General features: G+C 48.0%; 21 protein-coding genes. 5 read left to right on the top strand and 16 right to left on the bottom strand.

Annotated elements, in window-relative coordinates; genetic code table 11:
• Positions 1 to 31: 31 nt before the first annotated feature.
• The 8 genes from ACFS25_RS14015 to pcaH are packed head-to-tail and all read right to left on the bottom strand — an operon-like array spanning position 32 to position 8,606.
• Entirely contained in the window at positions 32 to 1,141 is a 1,110-nt protein-coding gene (locus ACFS25_RS14015; RefSeq protein WP_381501810.1) for a 5-methyltetrahydropteroyltriglutamate--homocysteine S-methyltransferase, read from the bottom strand.
• A gap of 48 nt (positions 1,142 to 1,189) precedes the next feature.
• On the bottom strand, positions 1,190 to 2,398 hold the full coding sequence (gene pcaF, locus ACFS25_RS14010; RefSeq protein ID WP_381501807.1) for a 3-oxoadipyl-CoA thiolase: 1,209 nt from the start codon (positions 2,396 to 2,398) through the stop codon (positions 1,190 to 1,192).
• A 5-nt stretch (positions 2,399 to 2,403) separates the two neighbouring features.
• A complete protein-coding gene (locus ACFS25_RS14005) occupies positions 2,404 to 3,750 on the bottom strand; it encodes a 3-oxoacid CoA-transferase (protein ID WP_381501804.1) in 1,347 nt (448 codons plus the stop codon).
• Positions 3,751 to 3,806: 56 nt separating this feature from the next.
• Positions 3,807 to 5,021: a 4-hydroxybenzoate 3-monooxygenase gene (locus tag ACFS25_RS14000; protein ID WP_381501801.1), complete on the bottom strand. Its 1,215-nt coding sequence runs from the start codon at positions 5,019 to 5,021 to the stop codon at positions 3,807 to 3,809.
• Positions 5,018 to 6,172 carry a bifunctional 3-oxoadipate enol-lactonase/4-carboxymuconolactone decarboxylase PcaDC gene (gene pcaDC, locus ACFS25_RS31885; RefSeq protein WP_456242999.1) on the bottom strand — a complete coding sequence of 385 codons (1,155 nt, stop codon included), beginning with the start codon at positions 6,170 to 6,172 and terminating at the stop codon, positions 5,018 to 5,020. The genes ACFS25_RS14000 and pcaDC overlap by 4 nt, the downstream gene beginning before the upstream one ends.
• A 2-nt stretch (positions 6,173 to 6,174) precedes the next feature.
• Positions 6,175 to 7,257: a 3-carboxy-cis,cis-muconate cycloisomerase gene (gene pcaB, locus ACFS25_RS13985; RefSeq protein WP_381501798.1), complete on the bottom strand. Its 1,083-nt coding sequence runs from the start codon at positions 7,255 to 7,257 to the stop codon at positions 6,175 to 6,177.
• A 12-nt stretch (positions 7,258 to 7,269) separates the two neighbouring features.
• The gene (pcaG, locus tag ACFS25_RS13980; protein WP_381501794.1) at positions 7,270 to 7,860 is read right to left on the bottom strand and encodes a protocatechuate 3,4-dioxygenase subunit alpha; all 591 of its coding nucleotides are present in this window, start codon (positions 7,858 to 7,860) and stop codon (positions 7,270 to 7,272) included.
• Positions 7,857 to 8,606 carry a protocatechuate 3,4-dioxygenase subunit beta gene (pcaH, locus tag ACFS25_RS13975; protein WP_381501791.1) on the bottom strand — a complete coding sequence of 250 codons (750 nt, stop codon included), beginning with the start codon at positions 8,604 to 8,606 and terminating at the stop codon, positions 7,857 to 7,859. The genes pcaG and pcaH overlap by 4 nt, the downstream gene beginning before the upstream one ends.
• A gap of 143 nt (positions 8,607 to 8,749) precedes the next feature.
• Here pcaH and ACFS25_RS13970 point away from each other — a divergent pair, with 143 nt between their 5' ends.
• From ACFS25_RS13970 to ACFS25_RS13960, 3 genes are all read left to right on the top strand, one after another.
• Positions 8,750 to 9,637 (top strand): helix-turn-helix domain-containing protein, encoded by an 888-nt coding sequence (locus ACFS25_RS13970; protein WP_381501788.1) that lies wholly within the window; start codon positions 8,750 to 8,752, stop codon positions 9,635 to 9,637.
• A 125-nt stretch (positions 9,638 to 9,762) separates the two neighbouring features.
• Positions 9,763 to 10,005 carry a hypothetical protein gene (locus ACFS25_RS13965; RefSeq protein WP_381501785.1) on the top strand — a complete coding sequence of 81 codons (243 nt, stop codon included), beginning with the start codon at positions 9,763 to 9,765 and terminating at the stop codon, positions 10,003 to 10,005.
• A 43-nt stretch (positions 10,006 to 10,048) separates the two neighbouring features.
• The gene (locus tag ACFS25_RS13960) at positions 10,049 to 10,630 is read left to right on the top strand and encodes a hypothetical protein (RefSeq protein WP_381501783.1); all 582 of its coding nucleotides are present in this window, start codon (positions 10,049 to 10,051) and stop codon (positions 10,628 to 10,630) included.
• 179 nt (positions 10,631 to 10,809) lie between these two features.
• Here ACFS25_RS13960 and ACFS25_RS13955 read toward each other — a convergent pair whose 3' ends face one another.
• Entirely contained in the window at positions 10,810 to 11,784 is a 975-nt protein-coding gene (locus tag ACFS25_RS13955; protein WP_381501780.1) for a S41 family peptidase, read from the bottom strand.
• 48 nt (positions 11,785 to 11,832) lie between these two features.
• Entirely contained in the window at positions 11,833 to 12,447 is a 615-nt protein-coding gene (locus tag ACFS25_RS13950; protein WP_381501777.1) for a hypothetical protein, read from the bottom strand.
• Between the two features lie 392 nt (positions 12,448 to 12,839).
• Between ACFS25_RS13950 and ACFS25_RS13945 the strand changes: the two genes are divergently transcribed.
• Both ACFS25_RS13945 and ACFS25_RS13940 read left to right on the top strand, forming a co-directional pair.
• Complete coding sequence (locus ACFS25_RS13945) at positions 12,840 to 13,745, top strand: NAD-dependent epimerase/dehydratase family protein (RefSeq protein ID WP_381501774.1); 906 nt, start codon at positions 12,840 to 12,842, stop codon at positions 13,743 to 13,745.
• A gap of 340 nt (positions 13,746 to 14,085) precedes the next feature.
• Positions 14,086 to 14,934 carry a hypothetical protein gene (locus ACFS25_RS13940; RefSeq protein ID WP_381501771.1) on the top strand — a complete coding sequence of 283 codons (849 nt, stop codon included), beginning with the start codon at positions 14,086 to 14,088 and terminating at the stop codon, positions 14,932 to 14,934.
• Between the two features lie 381 nt (positions 14,935 to 15,315).
• Here the strand turns inward: ACFS25_RS13940 and ACFS25_RS13935 are convergent, their stop codons facing one another.
• The 6 genes from ACFS25_RS13935 to ACFS25_RS13910 all read right to left on the bottom strand — a co-directional run bounded on the left by ACFS25_RS13935 (position 15,316) and on the right by ACFS25_RS13910 (position 22,041).
• The gene (locus tag ACFS25_RS13935; RefSeq protein ID WP_381501768.1) at positions 15,316 to 16,170 is read right to left on the bottom strand and encodes an oxidoreductase; all 855 of its coding nucleotides are present in this window, start codon (positions 16,168 to 16,170) and stop codon (positions 15,316 to 15,318) included.
• Between the two features lie 271 nt (positions 16,171 to 16,441).
• Entirely contained in the window at positions 16,442 to 16,741 is a 300-nt protein-coding gene (locus ACFS25_RS13930) for a hypothetical protein (protein ID WP_381501766.1), read from the bottom strand.
• A gap of 47 nt (positions 16,742 to 16,788) precedes the next feature.
• Positions 16,789 to 18,714, bottom strand: coding sequence for a hypothetical protein (locus ACFS25_RS13925; protein ID WP_381501763.1), 1,926 nt, complete (start codon positions 18,712 to 18,714; stop codon positions 16,789 to 16,791).
• A gap of 207 nt (positions 18,715 to 18,921) precedes the next feature.
• Positions 18,922 to 19,827, bottom strand: coding sequence for a helix-turn-helix domain-containing protein (locus ACFS25_RS13920; protein ID WP_381501760.1), 906 nt, complete (start codon positions 19,825 to 19,827; stop codon positions 18,922 to 18,924).
• Positions 19,828 to 19,845: 18 nt separating this feature from the next.
• Positions 19,846 to 20,586, bottom strand: a complete 741-nt coding sequence (locus ACFS25_RS13915; protein WP_381501757.1) for an SDR family oxidoreductase — start codon at positions 20,584 to 20,586, stop codon at positions 19,846 to 19,848.
• Between the two features lie 219 nt (positions 20,587 to 20,805).
• Positions 20,806 to 22,041 (bottom strand): alpha/beta hydrolase family protein, encoded by a 1,236-nt coding sequence (locus ACFS25_RS13910; RefSeq protein WP_381501754.1) that lies wholly within the window; start codon positions 22,039 to 22,041, stop codon positions 20,806 to 20,808.
• Positions 22,042 to 22,854: the final 813 nt, after the last annotated feature.

Raw genomic sequence — 22,854 nt, 5'->3', positions numbered from 1 at the left:
AACTAATTAGCAGTGACAAAATCAGCAACTATCAGGGTGTACCCCAGACCTTAATGGCCGTGTTGGTCACCAATTCCAGTTTCCGCCATTGGTCGTCGAAGGTTAAATCATTGCCGTGGTGAGTGGACGAAAAGCCACATTGCGGACTAACAGATAGGTTGTCTAATGGCATATATTGGGCTGCTTCATCGATACGTTTGGCTAAATCATCTATGTCTTCCAACGTCCGAACTTTCGACGAAATAATACCCAGCACTACTTGCTTATCCTTCGGAACGAACCGTAACGGAGCAAAATCGCCAGAGCGCTCGTCGTCATATTCCAGAAAATAGGCGTCGACGTTAATTTCATTGAAAAGCACCTCCGCTACAGGTTCATACCCGCCCTCTGCAAACCAAGTGCTGCGGTAGTTACCCCGACACAGGTGAATGCCTACGGTTAAATCATCGGGTCGATCATCGATTACCGAGTTAATCAGAGCCGCATAGGTGCGGGGTAACTCATTCGGATCTTCGCCCCGCTCCACAGCCGCAGCCCGCATCTTTGGGTCGCACAGATAGGCCAGATTAGTATCGTCCAGTTGCAGATAACGCAGCCCAGCCTGATATAAATGGTCAATTTCCTGACGATAGGCGGCCGACAGATCGTGGAAAAACTCGTCCATGTCGGGGTACGAATTGATATCGATGGATTTACGCCCACCCCGGAAGTGAATCATTGTTGGCGACGGGATAGATACTTTGGGGGTTTGCATCACGACTGATTTCAGGTAATTGAAGTCTGCCACCTGAATATCGTTGACGTGCTTTAGTTTACCTGTTACGCTCAACACGGGAGGTTTAAAATTATCCTCGGCAACTCGGGCGTTCGGGTTGGCATCAATACCACCTGTAACGGAAACTCCCGCAAGTTCTTTCAGAAAATCGAGGTGGAAATAATCCCGGCGAAATTCCCCATCGGTAATGGAGCGCATGCCGGTAGATTCTAGTTTTCGAACCGTTTCTGCAATCGCTTTATCTTCAATAGCCCGCAATTCATCGGCTGTAATCTCGCCTTTTTTCCACTTAAGGCGATTTTCTTTTACATCGGGCGTACGTAGTAGGCTGCCTACATGATCGGCCCGAAACGGAGGAGTTTTCATTTGGTTTGATATAAGGTTAAAGAGTATATAGTCGATCTGTTCAATTCATTAACTTACCCGCTCAAGCACAACGGCATAGCCCATGCCTACACCCACACACATTGTCGCCAGGGCGTAGCGTTTGTTCTGCCGTTGCAATTCGAGCACAGCGGTTTGCACCAGCCGTGTTCCCGACATACCCAGTGGATGCCCCAGAGCGATGGCTCCCCCATTTGGATTGATGCGGGGGTCGTTGTCGGCCATTCCCAATTGCCGGATGCAGGCCAGCGACTGGGCCGCAAAGGCTTCATTTAGTTCAATCACATCGATATCATCTAGCCGTAAACCAGCTTTTTGCAGGGCTTTCTTCGTAGCCGGAACCGGACCAATTCCCATAATACGCGGCTCAACGCCGACTACAGCAGACGCGACAATGCGGGCTTTGGGCGTTAATTGATAGCGATTTATGCCCTCTTTCGAAGCGACGATCATAGCAGCAGCCCCATCGTTCAAACCAGCGGAGTTACCTGCCGTAACGCCCCCCTCTTTTTTGAAGGCCGGTTTTAGGGTAGCCAGCACGTCCAGCGAGGTCTTGGGCTTAACGAATTCATCGGTTTTAAAAACGGTAGGTTCTCCTTTTTTTGCCGGAATTTCGACAGCCATAATCTCCTCCGCCATTCGACCCGATTGCTGTGCGTTAGTTGCTTTTTGCTGGGAATTATAAGCAAACAGGTCCTGATCTTCGCGGCTGATGTGGTAGATTTCGGCCAGATTCTCGGCCGTTATGCCCATTGCATCAACCCCATACATAGCCTGCATTTTGGCGTTAATAAACCGCCAGCCAAAGCTGGAATCGAACATCTGCGCATCGTTTCCATAGGGTTTCGATGTTTTGGAGATCACCCATGGCCCCCGTGTCATGTGTTCCATACCGCCAGCAATGAACACGTCGCCATCGCCCGCTCTGATGGCTCGATTGGCATGAATCACCGCCGACATGCCCGATGAACACAGCCGATTGATCGTTTCGCCTGGCACAGTATAAGGCAACCCGGCCAGCAAGAGCGCCATGCGGGCAACGTTCCGATTATCCTCACCCGCCTGATTATGACACCCCAGCACGACATCGTCGATAGCATCAGCTGGCAAATTCGGATTCCGCCTGAGTAATTCTTTAATAGGTAGCGCAGCCAGATCATCCGCTCGTACGGTTGAAAGGCTACCCCCAAAACTGCCAATCGGGGTGCGGATGGCGTCAACAATATAGGCTTCGTTCATAAGTACTATCTCAGGTTGACCAAACATGTGGCGCTTGTTTTAGCCCGCACGTCGTCCAGCGTGGCACCGGGCATCAGTTCCAATAGGGTTAATTTACCCGCTGGATAGGCAAAGACGGCTAAATCAGTGATAATCATATCGACCACGTCCATTGCCGTCAGCGGGAGGGTGCACTGTGGAACAATCTTAGACGAACCATCCGGATTAACGTGGGTCATGGTGATAATCAGTCGTTTCGCCCCCTTCGCTAAATCCATCGCTCCCCCTACACCCAACAATGGTTTTCCCGGAACGGCCCAATTGGCTAAGTTGGCGGTTTCGTCCACTTCCAGACCACCCATGATCGCTACGTCGATATGCCCACCCCGAATCATGGCAAATGAATCGGCGCTGTCGAAATAACTGCTTCCTTTCAGGGCGGTAACCGGAATTTTTCCTGCATTGACCGGATAATTCATAGCTCCGCCCCCATCGGCCGGAGCAGGCCCAACACCCAGCATTCCGTTTTCAGTATGCAGAATGATGCCATGCTCGTCAGTAATCAGGTCTGCAACCAGGGTTGGAATGCCGATCCCCAGATTGACCACATCGCCTTTTTTTAACTCGGCCAATGCCCGTCGGGCCATATTCATTCGAACATCATCAACTTTCCTGGAAGTCGAAACCGAGGCCGAACTACCCAAATCCTCCAACGTCAGGGTAGCCTGTACCAGGTAGTCGATGAAACAGCCGGGCGTATGCACTTCTTCTGGAGCGATCTGACCCACGGGCACAATTTCTTCTACTTCAGCAATGACTAAATCGGCGGCTGTGGCCATAGCCTTGTTGAAGTTATTTTCAGTCATACGGTAGTGCAGATTCCCTGCGGTATCGGCCCGCCACGCCCGCACAAAAGCAACATTACCCCGGATACTTTTGATAAATACGTGCTCAATGCCATCGATCACTTTGGTTTCACGACCTTGAGCCAGCGGGGTTCCTGCCGACGTGGGCGTGTAAAATCCACCGATACCGGCTCCGCCCGCCCGAATGGCTTCGGCCAGCGTTCCCTGCGGTAATAATTCATACGCCACCTGGCCACTCTGGGCCGCTTTCACAGCATCTGGATTCGAGGTAAAAAATGAGCCGATTAACTTTTTGATTTGACCATTCCGCAGGAGACGACCACCACCAAGGCCCATTTCGCCCGTGTTGTTGCCAACGAACGTCAGGTTCTTCGTGCCAATTTCTGCCAGCGCGTGCATCAGGTGAACGGGGTTGCCCGTCATCCCAAACCCGCCTTGCAGCAGTGTATCACCGTCGTTCACCAAAGCCGCAGCGGCAGCTACGGTAAGTTGTGGTACTGTTTTCATAGCGTACTCATTCCGTTAGAACTACCCGAACATTTTGATCTTTCGGGTAGGTTGATTTAGGTCGTAGCTTCGGCGGATTGTTTAGCCGCATGGCCTACGTAATTTTCGGCAACCAGCGCCGAAGCGGCTCGGCTCGTGATTAATTGATTGAATCGGGATGTCTGTAAGTGAGCATCGAAAGGCGTTCTGTCCGGATTGTGATGCAGTAACTCAGTCATGAAGTTAGAGAACTCCTGCACCCGCCACACCCGACGCATGCATCCTGCCGTATACGTGTCTAAATTAGCACGACTTCCCTCGCGATACCAGGTCATCAGCGCGTCAAAAAGACTCCCTGTATCGGCAACGGCCATGTTCAGCCCTTTGGCCCCCGTTGGTGGAACAATGTGCGCTGAATCACCTGACAGAAAGAGCCGCCCATATTGCATGGGCTCACTCACGAAGCTCCGCATGGGGGTAATGGTTTTTTCCAGAATCGGCCCTTCAGCCAGTACCCATCCCGTTGAACCCAGTCGAATCTGGAGTTCGGCCCAGATGCGCTCGTCGGGCCAGTCTTCCAGTGTATCCGTCACGTTACACTGCACATACAGCCGGGAAATTTCCGGTGAACGCATACTGTGTAGGGCAAATCCCCGCTCGTGGTAGGCATAGATTAATTCATGAGTAGAAGGGGGTACCTTCGCCAGAATGCCCAACCAGCAGTAGGGGTAAACTTTGTCGTAAACTTTAGTCAGTTCAGCAGGGATCGACGCACGACTAATACCATGAAAACCATCGCAACCCGCCACAAAATCGCAGGTGAGCGTATGCGCTTCGCCGTTTTGTGTGTAGTGAATCGTCGGAGAAGAGCTTTCCAACCCATCGATGCGTGTCGCTTCGGCCTCAAATGAAATAGGAACTTCCGCGTCCAGCGGAGTGCTGCCAAGTCGCAGACGTATCAGATCTTTCACCACTTCCGTTTGAGCATAGATAGTCACCCGAGAGCCACTGGTCAGTTCAACCAGATCAATGCGATGCCGCTGGCCATTATAACTCAGGATAATTCCATCATGAACAAGCCCTTCCCGGTCAAGCCGGTCAGTGGCACCGGCCTGACGAAGTCGGTCAACGGTATTCTGTTCGAGTAGCCCTGCCCGTTGCCGACTCTCAACGCGCTCCTGCGAGCGGTTTTCCAGTACAACCGAACGAATGCCCTGCTGATCCAACAGTTGTGACAGCAACAGTCCTGCTGGCCCGGCTCCGATAATACCGACCTGTGTCTGGTGGTTCATGGACGTTGTTCGTTTAGAATTTCGCTCGCGGCATGGAAAGCGGTATTAGCAGCTGGCAGACCACAATACAGCGCCGAATGCATGATCACTTCCTTGATTTCATCCACGGTTACGCCGTTGTTGAAAGCTGCCCGTACGTGCATTTTGAATTCCGCTTCGCGGTTAAGTGCAATCAGCATCCCCAGTGTTATGAGGCTTCTGGAATGACGTGACAAACCAGGCCGGGTCCAGATTTCGCCCCAGGCGTAGCGGGTAATAAAATCCTGAAAATCAGCATTGAAATCTGTAATGCCCGCGTTAGCTCGGTCGACGTGGGCACTGCCCAACACATCCCGACGGACAGCCATACCTGCATCATAGGTAGCACGATCCGGTTCAGGTAGAAACTCTTGTAGAGCCTGAGCAAATGTACCAGCGACTTCAACTGCCGACAAGTGCGCGGCTGGCAGCTCAATTAATTGAGCATCAGGGATTTCTTTCTGCAGAAACTGCCCATCCGCAACGGTTGTCACCGGATCATAGGTGCCCGCAATAATGAGCGTTGGTACGGTGATGCGATGAATGTCATCTCGTAAATCAGTATCCCGAATGGCCGCGCAACAGGCTACGTACCCATCGACTGATGTAGCGCGAAATTTGGTTACGAGCTGGTTTCGCAAAGTCGGATTAGCCTGTCCAAATGCAGGTGTTAGCCAACGATCAAGCACTGCTTCGGCAATAACCGAAACGCCCTGCTGACTAACGGTTTTGATGCGTTCATTCCACGTAGCAGGCGTACCGATTTTAGCGGCTGTATTGCAAAGAACCAGTTTTGTAATGCGTTCTGGATGATGAATCGCCAGCCATTGACCGATTAATCCACCTATCGACAACCCACAGAAATAGACCTTAGAAATTTCCAGTGCATCTACTAATCCGATTACATCCCGGCCCAGATCATCTATACGAATGGGGTTAGTTGAAGAGGGCGTCTGTCCATGTCCGCGCGTATCGTAGCGCAGCATTCGGAAATGGGTTCGTAGTTTATCCACTACGCTATCCCACATTGTCAGATCAGCGCCTAATGAATTGGAAAACAGCAACATTGGCCCTTGCTCAAGGCCGTCGAGCTGGTAATGCATTGGGGTTCCGTTTATTACGAGTTCGGCCATTGTCAATTCGTCGCGTTGAGATTTTGTTGCATCCGTACCGTATCGACTTCCAGGCTACCAATTAGGTCATTGGCGTAGTGCAGGTTGGCCGCGGTGAGTTTCACTACTTCCCGAATAACGGGCCATTCGCTATGCCAAGCTCCGGCAGCTCGTTCGTGGGACTGTATCATAGCACCCAGAAGACTAGCCACTAAGGCGGGCGTACGGTGCGCGATGGCAACCATAAACGTAGACGTAACCGGATTTCGCTTATGAGGCATGGACGATGATCCGCCTTTACCCTCAGCAGCCCCTTCGCGCACTTCACCAACTTCGGTTTGCATCAGCAGAATGACATCATTGGCCAGCTTACCCAGCGACCCATTCAGAATGCCGAGCATGGCGGCAATGTCGGCCAATCGGTCGCGTTGGGTATGCCAGGCGTGTGTAGTTGTTCCCAGTTCCAGTGTATCGGCCACCCGCTCGCGAATGGCAGAACCATGTTCACCCAGTGTTGCGCCGTTGCCGACCGGCCCGCCTAATTGCACGATGATGCATTCCTTCATAATCCGTTCCAGACGTTCCGTTGAGCGTAGCAGCCCGTCGAGCCAGCCCATAACCTTGCCGCCAAACGTCATCGGCAAGGCCTGCTGCAATAGAGTTCTTCCCATCATCGGCGTATACTGGTGGGTGTGAGCTAAGGCCGTCAATTGATTGGTTAGCCGATTCAAATCGCCCCGGAGTTGCTCCAATCCCTGTTTCAGTTGACACATTAATGCCGTGTCGATAACATCCTGGCTGGTTACTCCCCAATGAACGTACTGAACTGCTTTAAGGCTTTTCCTACCAACTCGCTCCTTCAATAGATTGACGAACGGAATGGCTGGATTGCCAGACAGCAGCGTTTGTTCCCGAATTTGTTCCGTATCCCAATCGGTTTGCTGGCAAACGTCCGCGATAGTTGTTGCTGATGAGGTCGGAATAACACCAACAGCAGCCTGAGCCGTTGCTAATGCGGACTCGAAAGCCAGCATAAACCGTAGTTCGGTAGCATCCGAAAAAAGGGCCTCCATCAGCGGAGTGGTGAAAATTGATTCAGCTAGCACGATACGGGATTCCTATAAATCAAAAAAGACCGTTTCATCGGAACCTTGTAACCGGATATCGAACTGATAATGTCCATCCGTACGCTTTGCTGCCAGGAGCGTATTCCGCCGGTCGGGTTCAATCGAGTTCAAGAACGTATCCCGTTCATTTGCTTCTGGTTCGTCCGAAAAATAGAGCCGGGTATAGAGAGTCCGCAGGGAGCCACGCATAAACAGAATGACATTGATGTGGGGAGCCGCATCCTCGGCAGTCAGGCCCGGCTTAAACGTCGTAAAGAAAAATTCGTGGTTGGCTGTCGTACCCGTGCCAAAGCGGCCAAAGCCCGTAAAGATGGAATGATCGGGCGGATAGGCAATTGGTTCAGCAGCATATTGACCTTGCGCATCGGCCTGCCATAGTTCCACTATCGCATCGGAAACGGAATTTCCATTCCCATCAAAAATACACCCCGTGATATAAATGATCTTTCCCTGACTTTCGCGCGGCTCAATCAGCATTCCATCCATCAGGCTCGTGTAGTCGTAGCCATACTGACGAGCTGTGAGACCGTAGGCAAAAAAAGGGCCTACCGTTTGGGAGGGCGTTATTGGTAAGGTATTCATGACTCAAACGGGGTTTGGTTCCGACCATTTAGTACGATATTGAACTCATACGCTAAGGCAAACTCCGGCTCGGTCCAGTCCATACTGAATTGGGCAATGAGCAACTCACGGGCGTGGTTAGGAACCGACTGGAAAATGGGGTCATAGGCGAACAGCGGATCGCCCGGGAAATACATTTGGGTCACCAATCGCTGATCGAGATGATGGCCGATCACCGAAAAGTGAATGTGATTGGGACGCCATGCATTATAATGATTGCCCCAGGGATAAGCTCCCGGTTTAATGGTGTAAAATGAATACCGACCGTCTGCATCCGTCAGCAGGCGTCCAGCCCCTAAAAAATTAGGATCAAGAGGTGCATCATGAATTTCCGCTTTGTGTATGTACCTCCCAGCAGCATTAGCCTGCCAGATTTCAACCAGCACATTGGGCAGCGGTCGCCCCGACGCGTCCAGAACCTGACCAGCTATTTTGATCCGCTCACCAATTGGCTCCCCGTTTCGGCGAGCATTTTTAGTCAGGTCATTATCTAATGGCCCAATGCAGGATTCACCAAAAACAGGGAAACGAAGGTTTTTCATTTGATCCGGAACCAGTATCAAGGGACGGGTTGGGCTGCGTAAAATCGTGGATTTATAGCCGGGAGACAGGTGTAGTGGATGCGTACTTAATGAGTCGGGCTGGACCGAATTGGCCGATAAAACCTGCTCATCGTGTAGGGATTGATGATACGCCTTTTCTTCCATGGTTAATCGGTTTCGAATCACGAATAAGTGAAGGCAAAGCTATAAGGATGTTCCTATCTTTTCTTGGATGATTCTAAATCATTCTTGTACAAATAGAACAATTATTTTATATTAGACCACATAATTGTCTTTTTAGAACATTCATGAGCCGTGATCTAAAAAACTTCAAAGGATTATATGGCGAGCATCAACTCCCCTTCCCAGAGAACTTTATCCACCGCGAATTGCTGGCCGTGCGTAGTAAATTATATGGTTGGGAAATTGATCAGCACTTACACACCAACCTGTACCAGTTATTCATCTTTACGGCTGGCAGTGGCACCTTGCTATCAGAGCAGCAACATCTGTCGCTTCAACCGCCCTGTGTGCTGATGATTCCGGCTAATACACTGCATGGGTTCGCGTTTCAGGCCGGTATGGAAGGCGACGTGTTTACCTTTTCCGAATCGTCGCTGGAGCATCTGTTTAGTGACGCTCAGCATGTTCTATTAGAAATCAAAAAGCTCAATCAGTTAACTTTTGACCATTCGGAAATTTCCTTCAACGAAATAGTATGGCTAAAAGACAAAACTATTCGGGAGCTGGACGAAGTCCAACCCGAAAAACAATATACTTTACAACACCTGACTCAGCTTTTGTTTCTCAGTTTATACCGCATCAGTCTGCGGTCTGAAACGCCCGTCCCGCCATCTGACAATCGTACGCTAACGTATTTCCTGACGTTTCAGAAATTAATTCGCCAGGGGCTTAATGAACCGAAGTCTGTTCAGCACTATGCACGCGAGTTGACTATAACAACCGTTCACCTGAACCGTATCTGTCAGGCTATCGTCAAAAAGTCAGCCCTGCAAGTAGTACATGAGTTTCTGATAACAGAAGCGAAGAAATACCTCCTGAATACAACCTACTCCTTATCTGAAGTTTCATACAGGCTTGGGTTTAAAGATCCCGCCTATTTCTCCAGACTATTTAAAAAACAAACTCAGTTATCACCAAGGGCATATAGGCAGCAACATGGAGGGAGATTATAAATCGATTGCTCTACGGATTTCGCTAGGTAGCTATTAAATTTAATCTATCTCAATGACACCCCTCTCCTACCCAAAAATCGTTCACTTAAACGTCCGAATTACTCTTCCAACTGGGAGGAGTAAGAATGCCATTGTTCAATTACTATGGGCTGCGCCAAATTAACACCCGTGGTCGAGAGGCCGCAGCCGAAGTGACGTATGTGGCCGCTATGGCGTATAACTTGAAGAAGTTCCTACGCTTTACTTCCGTTGAACAAGGCGGAATGGTAATTGCCCTGCCAGTACCTGATCAGTTTTATTATATACTGATCTACTTTTGCAACAGCCACGTCATTTATATAACGACTCAGGAAAAAATTCAAAAATAAGTATACAATAACTCTAAAGTAATTTTGCATTTTTCAAACATTTATGCAATTCTTCATAACTCTAATCAAAGCATTGGGTACTGGTATACTTGTTCTTTTATCTATTCCTATTTTCTTTCTCTTATTGATATTCTTACCTGAGTTTTGCACAAAACGGACTGACAGTACTTCACTGATTCAAAGTCAATCCTTTCAAGATCTTCACCACATGATTATTCAGTTGGATAGTACTAAAAATATAGCTGTTTTGCCACAGAATGAGTATGTTGTTGTTGATGGGTTAGTTATAAATCTTGTCAAGCGAACGTTCGGAAATGAACCAGAATTAAGCTTTTACCATACCTATTATGATGAAGGAAGTAAAAATAAGTTTTTAGCAATTGACTCTTTACTTGAACACCGTCATATGGATAGTGCGAAGGTTTATAGAATTACAACAGCGATGAAAACTAACAACATAGCTGACGTGGCCATCAATCATAAAGCAATTTCTTATCGTTGGAAGGTCTCAGCCATGCATGGGGAGGAAGGCGTTCTTTACAGTAAAAAGAAAGTCAGCAATGACTCTCTACATTATAAACTGTTTGAACAAGTGGCCCCCAATTTCTACCATTTTGCTCGCTGAACAGATCTGCATAAAGTACAATCTCTAATTATATTCATTGAGAGTTAAATATTGCACTTTCTGTAGAGTTGTTACGTAACTACACTTATGTAATGGACGAAATGCAGAAACGAAATATTTTATCAAGAGTGACTCTCTTTTAAATAGCCAAAAATGCAAAGCGGTAACCTAGCCAAGTTTTATCGAAGTAGCCAGGCTATGGCATTAGCCACGGCGGTAGAGGAATAGGAAGATTCATCTGGCTCAACGGACTGACCATAAGGTAGCTTAGTCCGATCAACCATCGTCGCCTGAGTCAACGTTAAAACGGCACCATCACTAAGCGTAATACCAATATTGGCTGTGGAAAGGCCGCAGGTTGAGGTGCCAAAACTGCGGGTTTGCCTACGCCCTTTAAATGCAATGGTGATGGCTTCGCCAGAACTGGCTGTAGACCGATCCGTTAGTACAGCAACTTTGGGGTTTAACTTGCGAAGCTGATAAGGGCTGTTGACCTTAGACAGAGTCGCTTGATCTAACAGGGCAGCTCCCTGCTGGTAGGACCAAGTAGAGTACTTCCCATCGGGATCTATAAAGTAACCTGCGGACCCTTCGCTCAGAATAGGTCCAATGCCTGCTAACATTGGCCACATATTACCCCCAGTGTTATGTCTCAAATCAACGATCCAGCCCCGTATTGAATCCGAATCGGCTGCTTTGATGGCATCCTGAATCGCTTGAGCAAAAGCAGTACCGGCGGAGCCACTTCCTGAAAAAGCTGTGACCTTCACATATCCAACCGTAGGCAAGGCAGGAACAGGAGCCGGAGCCGGGTTACTACAATTTAGGGGCGAACTCCCATAAATTGTGGTTCCCTGAGCTGGAGTATAAAAGCTGTGATGGTCTTCAAGTAGGGTCAAGGCAACCTGAATGGCAGGGTAGGTGTCGGCAATGGTTTTTGCTCCTTGCGCTTTAGCCTTGACTTGCTGTTGAAAATCAACCCAGTTTATCGTTTTTCGATTAATGGAATTCGCTTTCATTGCAGCAACAAGCTGGTCAATATACGTTTGGGCTGTTGCCGAAAGAGGGCCTGGGGCTTGATCCTTCTGACAGGAAAATAAACAACCCAATAGTAGAAAAACCGGTAAGTAGTATTGAGTTTTTGAGGCAATCATCACCTAAGTGAATTTATAAACCTGTGCTTATAAAATGAGCGCTCACTCTTAGTTAATACTCAATGATGCATCATCGTAATAAGCGGTACCTGTGGTCTTCGGTAAGAAAAACAGCAAAACATACATACTGGTCGCATTGGCTGGAAATGCATCAAACGTCAGTGTATATTCCTTAAACTCATTGGTGCCCACAATTGATGTTTTTCCTTCGGTGGATGTGTAAAAAGCGGATGCATACTTGGCACTAGCTCCCTGGTTACCTCCCATAGCCAGCGCGATTCCGTTACCTTGAATGTTGACCATCTTGATTTTGACTTTCATGGTCAGCTTGGCACCTGCTGGTATAGGGGTAGTAGCTGTATAGAGTATTTGTTGCATGTACTGATAGGTGGAATCATTGGGAGCTGCTGAACAAGTCACTTTGATAGAATGGGAAGGCGATGAAGCTGCTTCAGTGGAGTAAGAGACTGAATAATTGGTTGGGTTGGTCGTTGAAATTTTGCCTAGATTGTTTGTCCAATCTTGATAGGGTGTTATTTCAAAATCGCTATTAGTTAACACATTAGCAACTGTCTGGGTTAGAGGTTGAGCATCCTCTTTTTTGCAGGCATTCATTATAGCTGCTGTTAAAAGGAGTAAGAGTAGAGATCCGATGATGCGCATATCTGTGAATAGGAAAGTTTTAAACCTAAACGTTGATAATGAGTATTTTTACTACAAATAAGATAATTAAATTATGGTTAATTCATATTTTCAAAAGCTATTATAGTGTTACAAGTCCAATATTCGGTAGCCAGTCATGGTTGAACAGCTCTCGCCTGATGCTAGTTATCTGTTAAACACAAACGCAGCCTAAAATCGGATGGTTAATTGGTCGATGGTTGGGCAGGAGAGGAGTCGCTAAAACCGGCCTCTAAGCGTTCAATAAAAGAGATTCTCTTTCCAACGGTATACCGTTGGCGAATTCGTTTTGTGGCCTAGAATAGGATAGGCAATAAACAACGCAAACAAAATAAGTCAGTAACAAGAAAAATCAGTATTAATCAGACAAATACATGACTAAAAAGCGAATATTTTTTACAGGCGGATCGGGAAAAGCCGGAAAGCACGTCATTCCCTACCTGCTCGACCAAGGCCATAAAGTGTTGAATGTAGACCTGATGCCGTTGGATCATCCAGGGGTCGATAATCTGGTCGCTGATATTACCGATTCTGGACAGATGTTTAATGCCATGAGTTCCTATACCGGCTTAGATGAATTGGAGCCGGGCAATGGCGTACCCAAATTTGATGCGGTCGTTCACTTTGCCGCCGTGCCCAGGATCTTACTCAAACCCGATAATGAAACGTTTCGGGTAAACACCATGGGTACCTACAATGTGATTGAAGCAGCGGTTAAACTGGGCATTAGAAAGATTATTATTGCTTCCTCCGAGACTACCTATGGGATCTGTTTTTCCGATGGCCAAACCAACCCCAAAGTGTTGCCGCTGGAAGAGGATTATGACGTTGATCCCATGGATAGCTACGGCTTATCGAAGGTAGTCAATGAACAAACAGCACGCAGTTTCCAGCGACGGTCCAGCTTTGATATTTATGCCCTTCGTATTGGCAATGTGATTGAACCGCACGAATACGCTAAACTGTTTCCCTATTATTTTACCAACCCTGAAGTGCGACGCCGGAATGCCTTCTGTTATATAGACGCGCGTGACTTAGGCCAGATCGTGGATTTATGTCTGCAAAAAGAGGGCCTTGGGTATCAGATTTTTAATGCTGGAAATGATCATAATGGAGCCATTATTCCCAGCAAAAAACTGGCTGAGAAGTTCTTTCCCGGTGTGCCCATTACTCGCGAATTGGGAGAGCATGAAGCCTTATTTTCAAATCGCAAAATCCGTGAAGTGCTGGGCTTTAGCGAACAGCATAACTGGCAGAAATACGTGAAATGGGAGTCGTAGGGTAACACCTGTTTTTTGTTAAATGCGCTAATGGGTTAAGTACGTATGCGACTGATCGTGTTTGACAGATATTAAAATTTGCCTTATGCTTCCAATCTAAATACAAAGTCATATCTCATCAAGCTTTGTTCAACTGTCCTTACAGGGGGGAAAACTAAATGGTCTTGATTGGGTAAAATTAGAACGAAAATCGATTTCTTTAGCGTTCAGGGCTGTCTCGTTATCCAGAATAGCCTATAGGTTGCTTCAAACTGTACTAGGAGGGATAATTGACAGAAATTCGATACATTCGCCGGGCATATAACCCTTTTTTTACTCCTTACTCCGAACGGACAATCTGATGAAAAAATCATTTTTTACCCTACTGCCTACTTTAATATTCAGCCTCACTTCTTTGGTTCAAGCCCAGTCAGTGGAACTGAAACCCGAATGGGAAACCGATACGACCCTCCGTACACCCGAAAGCGTTTTATTTGAACCAGTTCAAAAAGTTCTCTACGTAGCGTGTATCAACGGCAGTCCGAACTTGGAGAATAAAAGCAGCTACATCGCCAAACTGGGACTGGATGGCAAGGTAATTCAGTTGAAATTTACCGACAACCTCAATTCGACCAAAGGCATGGGTATCCTGGGAGATAAATTGTACGTGACCGAAATGACGCAGGTCGCCGAAATTGCCCTGGCTACGGGAAAGATCCTGAACCGGTATCCAATCGAAGGCGCTAAATTTCTCAATGATATTGCCATTGATACCAAAAAAGGCGTGGTGTACATCACCGACTCGAATGACAGTAAAGTGTGGGCCATCACCAATGGGAAAGCTAGTCTTGTTCTGTCTGGTGATCCGCTCAAGGGCACCAACGGTCTTTTGTTTGAGAATGGTCAATTACTGATCGGCAATGGTGATGGTTCCCTGTTGAGTTTGAATCCCGTGACAAAACAACTCATGACATTGGCTAAGGTTTCGGGCGGTATCGATGGGATTGTGGCTTTGGGAAACAAGACCTATATGGTCACCGAGTGGGCCGGAAAAATATGGTACATTCATGCCGATGGGAAAACTGAGCTAAAAATGGACACCTCAACACAGAAGATCAGCTCGGCGGACCTTGGGTATAATCCAAGCACCAAGGTGCTATTTGTTCCTACCTTTTACCACAATACGGTCAAAGCGTACTCGTTCAAGTAAGTCCATTCTATTGTTAGAAAGGAGGCTGTCACACAGGCCATGCAGCCCATGTGACAGCCTCTTTAATTCTGGATTCTAGTCTGTTCGTCGGAAGATTCGTCATCCTATTTTTGTTCGAGCGTTAATTTAGCCGTCCCAAACGGTGTAAAATAGGTACGCTTTAAAATGGATGGTTTCTAAGATTCCGGCTTAAAAGTGCCATGACTATTTCCCCAAAAACCTTCTTCTGTAATCATACCATACCGATTACAGTAGCGTACTATTTGTAAAGATCAGACATGGTTGGTTGAAAGTCTTCTTATTCTTTTTCAGTTCTTTTTTTTAGGCCCGCCTTCCTGGGTAGCTTCAGCCGACTATCCAGACGCAACGGCATTTCCCACTTTATACGGCGTGTTCTGGAAAATCAGCACTTAGCGTCAAGTCCTTCCAGGTATTGAAATTATCTTTCATCGAGTCGGCTTTCTCCATGGCCAGCTTATAAGCCATTTCTCCTAATAGGAGTCGCAGCGGAGGGGAAGCGGTTTCGACGGCTTTAATAATGGCTTCACATCCTCGGACGGGATCTCCCTTTTGATGACCACTGCCCTCAAGACTGGCGGCCATTCGGGCACCCACACTCACTTTATAATCCTCTAACTGTACTTCCGTGCGGGCGGTAGAACGGCCAGCCCAGTCGGTCCGGAAGGGGCCTGGCTCAACCAGCAATACAGTAATGCCCAACGGTCCCACTTCTTTTGATAGTGATTCAGACAAGCCTTCCACGGCAAATTTGGTGGCGTGGTAAAAACCCGTCGCCGTAAAACCAACTAAACCACCAATGGATGAAAAATTGATGATATGCCCGCTACGTTGCTGACGCATACCAGGTAATACGGCTTGGATCATATTGACCAGGCCGAAAAAATTGGTGTCGAACTGAGCCCTGATTTTCTCCTCTTCCCCTTCTTCAATGCTGGTAAAGTAGCCATAACCTGCATTGTTAACCAATACATCAATCTTGCCAAAGGTTTCCTGCGCCTTGACTACGGCTGCGGCCACCTGTTCTTTCTCGGTCACATCCAGGGGTAACACAAGGGCTGTGGTCAAATAGCCTTCCGCCAGATCGTTTACCTGCTCTACATGTCTGGCCGTAATCACGGCTTTCCAACCTCTGGCTAGTATTAATTTGGCTAATTCTCGTCCGAAGCCAGTCGAACACCCGGTGATAAACCAAACGGGAACGGTTACATTTTCCATTTTACCTGATTTTCTAGAACTATTTTATCCCTACTTAGCCTACATTTCCCGTAGCGGGAGCGTAAGCAGATGGAACGTTATGATTTGTTAACGGCAGCCTGCGAACGAACTGGCTACTACGATAACGTTCTACCGGGTGTTAGGTTATTATAACAATTGATTTTGCCAACTGGTCCGACTTGCTTGTAGTCAGCATACACTGACTCAAATATCCACTGCATATTGCCGGCGATACCCAAACTTAACGACGGCAAAAGCCTAGCTAAGCCTCCTAGGCTTTTGCCGTATTGTACCGATTATTAACTAAGACGCGTAGCTTATAGCGCTTAGCCACTCCCTCACCTAATGGCACGTCATATTCCCGTTCGTCCACTAACTTGCCATAGGCATCTGCAAAGTTGTAACCAATAGCTGAATGTACTAATCCGTTGATGGGAGCACCCACCTGGCTAACGGGAACGTCAACACCGGTTAATTGGATGAGCCGGCGGCTGAATGCCTGGTTGCGGTCCAGTTCATCGGTTACCAATGCTTTGGGTTTGGCCTTGCCGTCGGGGGCACTAACCTGCATTCTGGCCCAGTCTGATAGACCTGTTACCGGACGAGTCAAACAATCATCTACTTTTTCACCAATTTCACATTCCCGATAAACACTGGAAAATTTTCCCCCGTATTATCGATGTTCTTAAAATTCAACAGCGAAAATGTCTTACCCGCAGACAGCCCGCACTTCGTACAGTTGCTGTCATAAGATAACTTCATCTCCGTCGGACCGATCACTTTTTTATTGTTGATAGAGACTGTACAGTTTCCCGCGTTCATTTCAATAGTCACATGGATCCTGGTGTGTATATTCGTAAATTCAGGTAATGACTTCTTGAGGTAAAGACCCTCCTTGTTATGCTCGGTATTCGGTCCCCCAGATTCATGCATCTCCAGCTCGATCCCACCGCGAAAATTCGACGTGGCGACGCGATCGGCATCACTCCCTGCGATCAATTTCAGATCTAAAATGGTTGGATCGGGTCTGAGCGCTTCATCTCCATTTACGCTATAACCGGTTCCATTGCTAAAATGGATCAGTAGCTGTCCGCCCGTCCGTCCGCCGAAATCCGCAACGGTGGCCACGTCCAGGTTAAGCGTAAAATTCTCGGGCAGTATCTTCGGCAACGTTGTGGGGAAGGTGGCGTTATTACTCCCAAGTTTCAGCCAGTTCCCATCAATACCCTTTATGGTTGCGATAGAAGAAGGTTTGCCAACGGAACGTACATACCAACCTTGTGGCATCTGTCCAATCGGAGCGCTGGTAAAATCGTCGTTGATTAGGACGCCGGGAGCCGCCTTCTTGGGAGCCGTGGTGATGATTGGTCTGCTGGAGGATCCTGTCGCCGTTCCCACTTTCGTGCCATTCGGCAACTTACCCTTGTAGCCCGCCAGACGTTTCAGCATTCCGGATTCATCGGCGGGTTTATATACCTTGCCTTTGATCTTCTCCGGATCGAAATAATAGTCATAAATATATTGGTAGTTTACGTTTTTCGTCAGCGCCTGATACAGTTCATACGCCTGGATACCATTCTCGCTTGTCTGGAATGGGATCGAAAACGTAATGAACAACGGCTTGTCCTGTTTAGCTTTTTCGAACACGTCGGGATTCATCGTCCAGACTTCATAGTTTTCTGATCCTGGATTGTTACGGAACGGGTCCACATTTTGCGAGAAGATTCCTGACAAGGTTACCTGGCTATTCTCCAGTGTGGCCGGCTGATCGAGTTTCCCGGCATACTCTTTCTTCCATTTTCTGATCCATGTCCGGTACTTCTCATATTCAGCCTCCAGTCCATCCTGGTATTTCGGATCCTTATGCGCCTTTACCACGCCCATGGCATAAGGCAAACTCGACTCACAGGCATCGAGAAATTCGCCAACCGTCGCCCGATGAAAAGGGAGTTTATTATTGGGTGCGAGGATTACGGTCTGGTTACGCACGATAAAGGGCGCACAGTTTACGGAGATTTTTGGATCCGCCTTCTTGACTGGATCGTTTGCCGCCAGACCGGACTTATCATCCTGTGCGAGCCACGTAAAATAACACACCCCCGGCCCATTGAGGAATTCGATCGGGCTGCTTGGAATCTGGTTGAACCCGACCGGGAATTTGATGTATTCTTCACTGACCGCCGTGAAATTTCCTTTCACATCCCTGTTATCGTAGCTCACGTTCCAGACGCGGAAGTCGAGATAATAATTGTGTGGACGATAGTCCTTGAAATCCGAACTGGTCCTCACATTGAGAACTGTCTTGAATGACCCCACGCCACCCACCGGGTGATAGCTCTGCATCATCCAGTCCACCAGTCTATACATCTCTGCTTTCTGACCCGTAGTCAGGATGCGGCCATCGGCACTCAATGGCTTCCATGGCTTCTCGGGCACCCAATTGATCCAGTATAGGATACTATCTTCGAGCTGCATGTCCCGATGCTGGGCATGTGCACTGAAATACAACGGAATAGAGAAGGCGAGTAACAGGAATTTTTTCATGACAATGATTTATTGACATGCCAATTATGCGAAAATTCCCGTTAGATCGAACTCCCCGAAAAGAATGATTTTTAACTACTTTTCGGCAAGAGACAAAACCGGTAGACCTAACAGCGTATGCTATGAACCGTGTTGAACAGATGTTAAAAGAAAGCGTTCAATAAAACACTCCTACATCAGGTTAAGACAATTAGAAAATAACTGCCCTTAATTGAACGATTGTCTAAATGCATTCGGGGAAAGATTCGTGTACCGTTTAAATAATTTATTAAACGATTGCGGATGCTCAAAACCCAGTTGGTAGGCGATTTCTCCAATGGATAACCGGGTAGTGCTTAGGCTGACTTTGGCCGTTTCAATTAACCGGTTATGTATATGTTGCTGTGTACTTTGCCCGCTCAATGAGTTAAGCATATCTGTCAGGTATCTGGGCGAAACCCGAAGCTCGTCGGCTACCTCCTGAACCGTGGGTAGCCCGCTCAGATGATTTTCAAAGCGAGCGGTCAGATAGGTATCCATTTGACTGATCAAGTCGTTGTTAACGGCTTTGCGAGTAAGAAACTGTCGGTTGTAAAAACGATTGCTGTGATTCAGCAAAAGCTCTATTTGGGAAACCAACACGTCTTGGCTAAAGGTATCCGTATTAGTTTCCAGCTCAGCAGCGATGCAGTCAAACAAATTGCCGATGATTCGCTTCTCCTTGTCCGAAAGGAACAGCGCTTCGTTTACGGCGTAGGCGAAGAAACCATAGTGATGGATGTTCTTACCCAATTGATACCCGCTGATTAGATCAGTATGAAAATAGAGGGTATATCCGTCGTAGCTGCTCTCGTCGCCCGACATGGTCACGAGTTGATTCGGCGCTAAAAAAGCCAGGCCACCTTCCTCAAAGTCGTAATATCCCTGGCCGTATTTCACCTGCCCTCTGAAATCCTTCTTAAAGGATATCTTATAAAAATCAATCAGGAAACTGCGTCCGGCGTTCTCACGGCTAATCGTTGCAATGTCATAATTTACCAATGCCACCAAAGGATGCAGTGGTTTAGGCATACCCATCCCGCGCATCAATTCAGAAATAGTTTTAAAAACGACAGGCTGCAACGTAGTTTTCATGTTTAGATTGAATTGGCCTCAATCCTGAATAGTTGGACGGACAACGATATCTCCCACATCCACCTGGTCTGGCTGGCTAATGGCGTAGGCCACCGCACTGGCGATAGCGTCGGGACTAATTGCGATTTGAGCTGCCCTTTCCTTTATGGCCACTCTAGCCACTTCATCTTTTATATGATCGGACAGTTCCGTATTAACAAAACCAGGTGAGATTCCGGTCACCCGGTAGTTTCCAGCCGACTCCTGCCTCAGTGCTTCAGCAATGGTTCGCACCGCATTTTTGGTGCCTGCATAGACCCCTTGAAGCGGGACAATCTTGATACCGGACGTAGATAGGATGTTAATAATATGTCCGAAAGCCTGCTTTTTAAAGACGGGTAAGGCCGCTGCCATTCCATACAGGGTGCCTTTAAGATTCACGTCAATCATTTCTTCCCACTCTTCCAGCTGCAAGTCATCAATTCGTGAAAGATGACTAACTCCCGCGTTATTGATCATCACATCTAAACATCCGTACGTTTTACAAGCTAAATCAACCAGCCGAACCAAATCGTCGCGCTGTTTGACATCCATCACTAAACAGGCAGCTTCACCGCCTGCATCCTTGATCCGTTCTACTAACTTATCCAACCGCTGCTGACGACGAGCCCCTAACACTACTTTCGCACCTTGTTCAGCCAGCCTAATCGCAATTGCTTCGCCAATGCCGCTGCTGGCACCGGTAATGACTACGACTTTACCTTTTACGTTGTTTTCCATAGGGCAAAGGTCGGTAAGGACAACCCTAAGAAATTAGTCAAAACTGCAGAAGTTGTAGCCTTATTCTCATCATAATGGTTGATCACACTTTCTTCTCTCTCAATGGGTGAACGTCTGCTTGAACTAGCCGCTCCACGCATTTCACAATGAATAAGCCAGAAAACGTTCCCGAGATGGTTCATTTAAACGTTTGCTTGTTCCCCGCAAGACACCAGACCGCTACGGTTTGGCATGGCGCATTTCCAGCCCCACAGCCATGCGGGCTTTGAAGCCGGGCCAACCCTCGGCTGCCTCGGGGCCCGGCAGATCCAAATACTTTTTGTAATCGATGCCCTTGAGGTGAATCCCTAAAAAAGCCGTCACGAAGTGTTGATTAATATTATTGATCCGATGCTCGTTCCAGGCAGGCTCGGCATAATGCATGTAGTCCTCCACCGATGCCCCGGGGAGCATCGAGGCCAGGGGGGGCGGATTGGGCGCTACATTATGGCGGGCATTGACGTAGGTCAGCAGATACCGATCCGCGTTGACAGCGCCTTCGTAAATCGCTTTAATGCCTTTTTCGTATCCCGACACATCATCTTTACTACCAGCCACCAATAGTGTGGGCAAGGTCAGGGCTGACAGGCCTGTGGCGTCCCAAACACCCCGCTCCATGCCCCAGGGAGCAAATGCAACGACGGCCTTAATGCGCGAATCGAGTGACGCTTTGTAAGTGGGCGAGGCTTGAGTGCGGGCTTCCAGAGCCGTACTGCCCCCGGTCAGCTGCCCAAACATTTTCAGCGCCTGGGGACTGTAGCCAGCTCCGGCCACATTGAGGGCTCCATATCCCCCCATCGAATAGCCAATCAAGGCAGTATTGTCTGGGTTAACCAGGCCCGCCAGAAAACTAGTACTGGCTTTCCCCGATAGCCGGGCCAGTTCATTGAGCACAAACCCATCATCCAGGGAGCGGTTCAGCAACGTACTGGGAAAGCCAGCCAGATCGCCGTAAGTCGATTCGGTGTGATCGATGGCCACGACAACATAACCTTTGGAGGCCAGGTTTTCGGTCAGGTAGGTTAGCAATAGTCGTGAGCCGGGGTAGCCGTGGGAGACAATCACCAGTGGATAAGCGCCCCCACTAGGGTCAGGCTTGGCATCGCGGGCAGCCCGGCCCAGGAACGTAAACGGCTTAAGCGGTCGTTTGGGATCATTGGCCCGGCCAAGGGTAGATTCATAGGTAACGGTAGGCTGTTTGTTGGCCACAATACTAGCTGGATACCAGATTTCAACCCTTAACCGGCGGTCATAGAGCGGGTACTTGCCCTGACTTCCATGTAGCACATCAAGCTGGCCTGGGTGAATCAGGTTCATCGTCCGTACCCCCACCCCATAGCTTCCCCGGGTAGCTAACTCAGGGGCATTGGGGAGTAGATCCCCGTTGATGAACCCATCGCCAGGTGATTGGGCCATTAGTTGTCTGGACGTTAGCAGCAGTAGAACAAGGATAAAACAAATCGAACGGGTGTTCATGGATCTGGCGAAAAAGGTGTATTCTTTAGTTAATTTGAAGGCCAACACGACAGGAGGTTGATCGAGTTTTTTGGTTATTAAGTTACTGGCAAAGCTACTAAGTTTGCTGCTCAACAGGGATAGGTACCCTACTAAAAGAATAGGTGTCCCTGTCCTGAACATCTAGTCAAATCAGAACCAATCCGGTTTAAGGAAGTTCTCTACTTGATCAGATGCCTAACGAACATTAACCTCTAGATGGCCAACTGCGCTGGGTACGGTTTCAGGGGAGAGGGCCTGATATCCTTGGCAAGCTGCTTCGGGAGGTGATGCCCGAACTGTTGACGGAGAGTCAGGTTAATCCGATCAAACGATAACTTTCAGCAGTTTGCTTATGTTGCCTCTCATGATCTTTAGGAGCCGTTGCGCAAGATCCAGTTATGGGTACAACCAATAAAATCTAACCCAGAGGGGCTTTCTTCTAGCAATGGGCTGTGAGTTCCAGGCTACCCAGGTAAATCACCAAAAGAGTAAGTAACGGTATAATCATTTCTTGAGGAGTTCGACATCATGTCGAGTACTGTGGGTCATTGACATGCCTACCCCGTTCTGATAATCTAATTCGGGCTTTGCGCGGGTAATTATAGACCCTTTTCGAGAGATTATCTGTATAAACTATCATTGGTTTCTGCCATCTGATCGTACGAAAGCTGGCCGCCCCCGTGTCATCTTTTTATTGCATCGGCTAGCAAGTAATTCGCTGAAAGAGTTTTT

This window comes from Spirosoma flavum (assembly GCF_042686045.1).
Classification (GTDB): Bacteria; Bacteroidota; Bacteroidia; order Cytophagales; family Spirosomataceae; genus Spirosoma; species Spirosoma flavum.
Note: the sequence above shows the minus strand (reverse complement) of the source record. Positions and strands in the feature narration are given on the sequence as shown.